General features: G+C 67.6%; 5 protein-coding genes. 4 read left to right on the top strand and 1 reads right to left on the bottom strand.

The window, feature by feature from the left end:
- The 3 genes from VF497_RS01405 to VF497_RS01395 form a co-directional block, all read left to right on the top strand.
- Positions 1 to 1224: sensor histidine kinase (locus tag VF497_RS01405; RefSeq protein WP_330885520.1), on the top strand; the 1224-nt coding region annotated here is incomplete at its 5' end.
- A gap of 112 nt (positions 1225 to 1336) precedes the next feature.
- On the top strand, positions 1337 to 3064 hold the full coding sequence (locus VF497_RS01400; protein WP_330885518.1) for a glycosyltransferase family 39 protein: 1728 nt from the start codon (positions 1337 to 1339) through the stop codon (positions 3062 to 3064).
- Positions 3065 to 3127: 63 nt separating this feature from the next.
- Positions 3128 to 4258, top strand: coding sequence for a glycosyltransferase family 9 protein (locus tag VF497_RS01395; protein WP_330885516.1), 1131 nt, complete (start codon positions 3128 to 3130; stop codon positions 4256 to 4258).
- Here the strand turns inward: VF497_RS01395 and VF497_RS01390 are convergent.
- A complete protein-coding gene (locus VF497_RS01390) occupies positions 4230 to 5288 on the bottom strand; it encodes a glycosyltransferase family 9 protein (RefSeq protein WP_330885514.1) in 1059 nt (352 codons plus the stop codon). The genes VF497_RS01395 and VF497_RS01390 overlap by 29 nt on opposite strands.
- 180 nt (positions 5289 to 5468) lie before the next feature.
- Here VF497_RS01390 and VF497_RS01385 point away from each other — a divergent pair.
- Positions 5469 to 5611 (top strand): response regulator (locus VF497_RS01385; RefSeq protein WP_330885522.1); only part of this gene is annotated, 143 nt, incomplete at its 3' end.

The raw sequence follows: 5611 nt of genomic DNA, 5'->3' as shown, positions 1-5611 counted from the left end.
ACGCGTGCGGTCGGCGCGGGCCGTTACGACACGCCGCTGCCGGTCGCGGGCAACGACGAGCTCGGCTTCCTCACCCAGTCGTTCAACCAGATGCAGGGCGAGCTCGAGCGCGCGAGCTCGCGTCTCGCTCACAGCGCGCAGGAGACCGACAGCCAGCGCACGTACCTGCGGGCGGTGCTCGAGCGCCTGTCCGCCGGCGTGCTCGGCCTCGACCGCGAAGGCGTGCTGCGCACGGCCAACCATGCCGCCGAGGTCATCCTCGACCTGCCGCTGTCGCGCCACATCGGCCAGCATCTCGGCGTGCTGCGCCGCGAACGGCCCGCGCTCGCGCCGCTGATCGACCCGATCCTCAAGCACATGCGCGAGGCCGCGCGCGAATGGCGCGAAGAGGTCGTGCTCGACGATCCGGACCAACGCTCGGGCAACGAGCGCCGCGTGCTGATGCTGCGCGGCGCCGAACTCTCGCCGATGCTCGGCGAGGATGCCGGCGTCGTCGCCGTGTTCGACGACCTGACCCTGCTCAACCGTGCCCAGCGCGATGCGGCCTGGGCCGAGGTCGCGCGCCGCCTCGCCCACGAAGTCAAGAATCCACTGACTCCGATCCAGCTCGCGGCGGAACGCCTGCGCCGTCGTTTCATCGGCCGCCTGCCGCCCGAGGAAACCGAGATCCTCGATCGCGCCACACTGACCATCGTCAACCAGGTCGAGGCGCTCAAGTCGATGGTCAACGCGTTCGGCGACTACGCGCGGCCGCCGCAGATCGACGCACGCGCATTGTCGATCAACGCGCTCGCCGGCGAAGTCGTCGACCTGTACGAGAATGACCAGCGCATCCAGCTCACGCGCGTGTTCGCGCCGGGTGACCCGAGCCTGCGCGCCGACGCGGTGCGCCTGCGCCAGCTGCTGCACAACCTGATCAAGAATTCGCTCGAAGCGGTCACCGGCGAACACAAGCCGCACATCGAAGTGATCACGCGCGAGATCGACGAGGGCGGCCGGCACTGGGTCGAGCTTGCCGTCGCCGACAACGGCCCCGGCCTGCCCGAGGGCTTCGACGCGCGCTGGTTCGAGCCGTACACGACGAGCAAGGTCAAGGGCACGGGGTTGGGCCTGGCGGTGGCGAAAAAGATCGTCGAGGAGCACGGCGGCACGATCCGCGCCGAGAACCGCGCCGAAGGCGGCGCCGCGTTCACGCTGCGCTTGCCGCGCGATGGCAACGTCTGATGGAGGACGAATCCGGCCGGCGTCAGCGCGTCGTCAACTTGTGTCAAGTAGGCTGGGCCGTGCGCATGAGCGCAGGCCGTTTTTCCGTCACTCCGTTTCTTCGATCACCGCAATGAGCGTTCCATCGATGCCGTCTTCACCTGCCCGCCGCGAACTGTGGCTGTTCCTGCTGTTCGCCCTCGTCGTGATCGGCGCCGGCATCGGCCTGCGCGATCCGTGGCCGGCCGACGAGCCGCGCTTCGCGCTGTCGGCGCAACAGATGGCCGAGTCGGGCGACTGGCTGATTCCGCATCGCGGCCACGAGATCTACGCGGACAAGCCGCCCGCGTTCATGGCGATGCAAGCCGCTGCATACGAAGTGACGCGCAACTGGCGCATCGCCTTCCTGCTGCCCTCGCTGCTCGCCGCGCTCGGCACGCTGTGGCTCGTCTACGACCTCGGCCGGCGGCTCTGGGACCATCGCACCGGCTTGTACGCCGGCGTGGCCCTGCTTTGCGTGTTCCAGTTCGTCTACCAGGCCAAGCGCGCGCAGATCGACCCGATGGTGACGTTCTTCATCACCCTCGCCAACTACGGCTTGCTGCGCCACTTCCTTACCGGCCCCGACTGGCGCATGTATTGGCTCGGTTGTTTCGCCGCAGGCCTCGGCGTGATCACCAAGGGCGTCGGCGTGCTCGCGCTGCTGATGTTCGTGCCGTATATTTTTGCGCGAAGTACACATTGGAACTTTGTCGCGGCGATGAAGGATTCGGCTTGGCGCTGGAGCGGCGGATTCGCCGCGCTGCTTGCCGCGATCGCGCTGTGGCTGGCGCCGCTTGCGCTCGCCGTGTCGCTGCATCCCGCCTCGGAGTACCAGGCCTATCTGCACGACATCCTGTTCAAGCAGACTGCGGCGCGCTACACCGACTCGTGGGATCACCAGCAGCCGCCGTGGTATTACCTCGGTGTGATCCTGAGCGGCTGGATGCCGCTGTGGTTGACCTGGTTCGGCACCGTCCCGGCGTGGGCGCGCGCGCTCAAGGCGCGCGATGCGCGCATTCTGCTGCCGCTGGCCTGGTCGCTGTTCGTGATCGCGTTCTTCAGCATCCCCTCGGGCAAGCGCGACATGTACATCATGCCGGTTCTGCCGATGGTCGCGCTGGCCTGCGCGCCGTACCTGTCCGCAATCGTCGAGCGGCGCTGGTTCCGCGTTCTCGCGCTGGTTCTGCTCGTCGCGCTTGGCACCGTGCTCGCCGGTGCGGGGCTGCATGCCTGGTCGGGGCATTGGAAATTCGCCAACGATCTCGCCAAACAACGCGGCTTCGACGGCGGCGGCGCGGCGTTGTGGAGCCTGCTGATCGCGCTCGGCGCGTGGCTGCTGGCTTGCGCCGCCTGGTTCCGTTTCGCGCGCGCCGCGCATGGGCTTGTCGCGGGCTTCGCCGGACTCTGGCTGCTCTGGGGTCTGTGGGCGAGTCCGCTGCTCAACGATTCCAGTTCGGCGCGCGGCCTGATGCAGCAGGCCGGTGCGATGATCGGGCCCGACGCCGAACTCGCGCTGGTAGCGTGGAAAGAACAGAACCTGCTGGTCGCCGATCGCAAAGTCGCCGAATTCGGCTTCGTCAAACCCGCGCACGCGCAGCTCGGCGAGGCGATCCGCTGGCAGGAGGCGAAGCCCGATGCGCGCTGGATCTTCATCCTCGCCGACGCGATGGCGCCGTGCATCGATCCGGCGAAATCGCGCTACGTCGGCCACGCCAACCGGCGCGAATGGTGGCTGTTCCGCAGCGATGCGGTGGCCGAAGCCTGCCGCGGCGGCAATGTCCCTGCGCCGCGCAAGGAAGTCGACGCCGAAGCAGAGTAGCCGGAAAGATCCGCTCGAACCCGCACCTGTGCGGAATTTCCTTTGCGGATAGACTGCGCGGCCATGAGCCAAGAGATTCGCCACAGCAACGACTCGCCCGCCAAGAGCCTGCGCCGCCGCGTCGCGCGCTGGTTTTCGCGCCGCCTGTCATCACAATCGACAACTGCCGCCGATCTTCCGCAGCACGTGCCCGCGCGAGGCATCCACCGCATCCTCGTCTGCCGCGCGACGAAGACGCTGGGCGAAACCCTGCTGCTGTCGCCGCTGCTGCGCGAAATCGAAGCGCGCTTTCCCGGCGCGGAAGTCGATATCGTCAGCGGTTGCGGCGCGGCCCCGGCCCTGTTCCAGCGCTTTGCCCAGGTGCGCCGTGTCAGCGTGCTGCCGCGAAGCATCGCGAAGGCGCCGCTGCGCTACCGGCGCATCCTCAAGGAGTTGCGCGCGGCGAAATATGATCTCGCGATCGATCCCTACCTGTTCTCCAATTCCGACCGCCTGCTCGTGCGCACTTCGCAGGCGCGCTTCCGCATCGGCTTCGACGGTGCGAGGAAAAGCGGCCATCTCACGCATGCGCTCGCCGAGCCGCGCGACGAGGAGCATGCGGCGAAACTGCCGGTGTATTTGCTGCGCAAAACCATGGGCGTTGGGGGCGATCCGGCGCAGTGGACATATCCGGAACTCGATCTGCATCTGTCCGTGGCCGAGCGCGAACAGGGGCGCGAGGCGCTGCGCGCCCTGGCCGGAAACGACGCGCGCGCGCGCGGCACGATCGGCGTCTACGCCTTCGCCACCGGTGTGAAGAACTATCCGCGTGAATGGTGGCAGCGTTTTCTTGCGACACTCGCCGCGCGCTATCCGGATCACACCATCGTCGAGATCATTCCGGGCTTCGGCCGCTCGCTGCTCGGCGATGCGTATCCGGCGTATTTCTCCTCCGACATCCGCAAGCTCGGCGGCGTGATCGGCAACCTCTCGTTCTACGTCAGCGCGGATTGCGGCATCATGCATCTCGCCGCGGCGAGCGGCGCGCCGACGGTCGGCATCTTCTCGGTCACCGACATTCCGGGCTGGAACGTGTACGGCGCGCGCAACCATACGATCGACGCCGCCGGCCTCGACGCCGAGCAGGCTGCCGTCGCGACGATCGCGGCGCTCGGTGAAGGCGGGCTTAGCCCAGCGACCGCCATGCCGCGATGACCTGCGCGGGCGGAATGTCCGCTGCCGTCGCCGCGCGTGGCGAGACACCCAGGTTGACCACCGGCTTGGCATACGGGCTGCGCCGATCCCATTTCTCCGGACCGTACTTGCCGGCGTAGAGCACGACGAGCGGACAGCCCATCGCCGCGGCGAGGTGCGCCGGGCCGGTGTCGACCGAAACCATGCTGTGCGCGCGCTCGAGCACGCCGAGCAAACGCCGCAGGGGCAGATCGGAGGTCGCGATCTTGACCGCGCCGAGTCCGCTCGCAGCCGCAATTGCCTGGCAGACCGCCGATTCGGACGGTGTTCCCGCGAGCACCAGATTCGCGGCCGGCAGGCTTTCGTGCATCGCACGCAGCAATGCGGCCCAGGATTCGATCGGCCAGAATTTCGGGTCGTCGTCCCGTTGATGCAGCCTGCGCTTCACCTTCCAATTTCCCGGTTGCAACAGCACGAGAGGCGCGTCGGTGAAGCCACGTTCGCGCAGCCAGGCGTCGGCGTCGCGGCGGTCTTGCGCATCGAGGTAGAGGCGTGGCGCGGTCTGCAGGTCGCCAGGTTGCCAGCGGTAGTCGGCTTCGCGGTAGGCACTGGGCGTCATGCAGCCGAAACGCAGCGCCTGGTCGACCCAGTGTTCGTCCTTGTGCAGGGCCATGTCGTGCAGGAAAACGCAGCGTTGCGCCGGTACTCCGGCGAAACGCAGCAGCCAGCGGATGCGCTTGAGCGATCCGCGGGTGTCTTCGCTCACGTAGATGGGGCCGTCGTGGGCGCGAATCTTGGCAATGACGCGCCAGCGTTCCGGACTGAAGGCGAGCAGCTGGTGGCGATTGGCGAGCTCCCAGATCTCGCCGACGTCGGGATGGCCGCGGTAGAGCTCGCCGGTCCACGAACCGCGGGCGAGAACGCGGCAGGGGCGGCCGTAGCGGCGATGCAGCAGATGGAACAGCGGCTCCTGCAACAGCATGTCGCCAAGTCGGCCGAAACGGATGACCAGAGGAACCTGGGGCCGGGCCGGCCCGTTTTGCACAGACATGCGGGGGAATGCTCGACAGCCGAAGCGACGGGATCGACCTGGCCGTGATTATAGGTGGGCGCGGTTAAGCAAACTTGAAGACATCGTGCAGAACTTGCGCAATTTGGCCGGGCAATCCGTCGTTCCGGGCAAGGTTCTTTGCGCTATCCTACGCGTCGCATTTTCGCAACAGGCATTCGCATGGCTTCCGGCCGCATCCTCGTCGTCGACGACGAGCCCGACATCCGCACGACGGTGAAGGAAATCCTCGAGGACGAGGGCTACCAGGTCGCGCTCGCGGCCAACGCTGCCGCCGCGCGCGAGGCGCGCACGCAGGGGCGGCC

Source organism: Rudaea sp., from assembly GCF_036383415.1.
Classification (GTDB): domain Bacteria; phylum Pseudomonadota; class Gammaproteobacteria; order Xanthomonadales; family Rhodanobacteraceae; genus Rudaea.
This window is presented reverse-complemented; position numbering and strand designations above follow the sequence as displayed.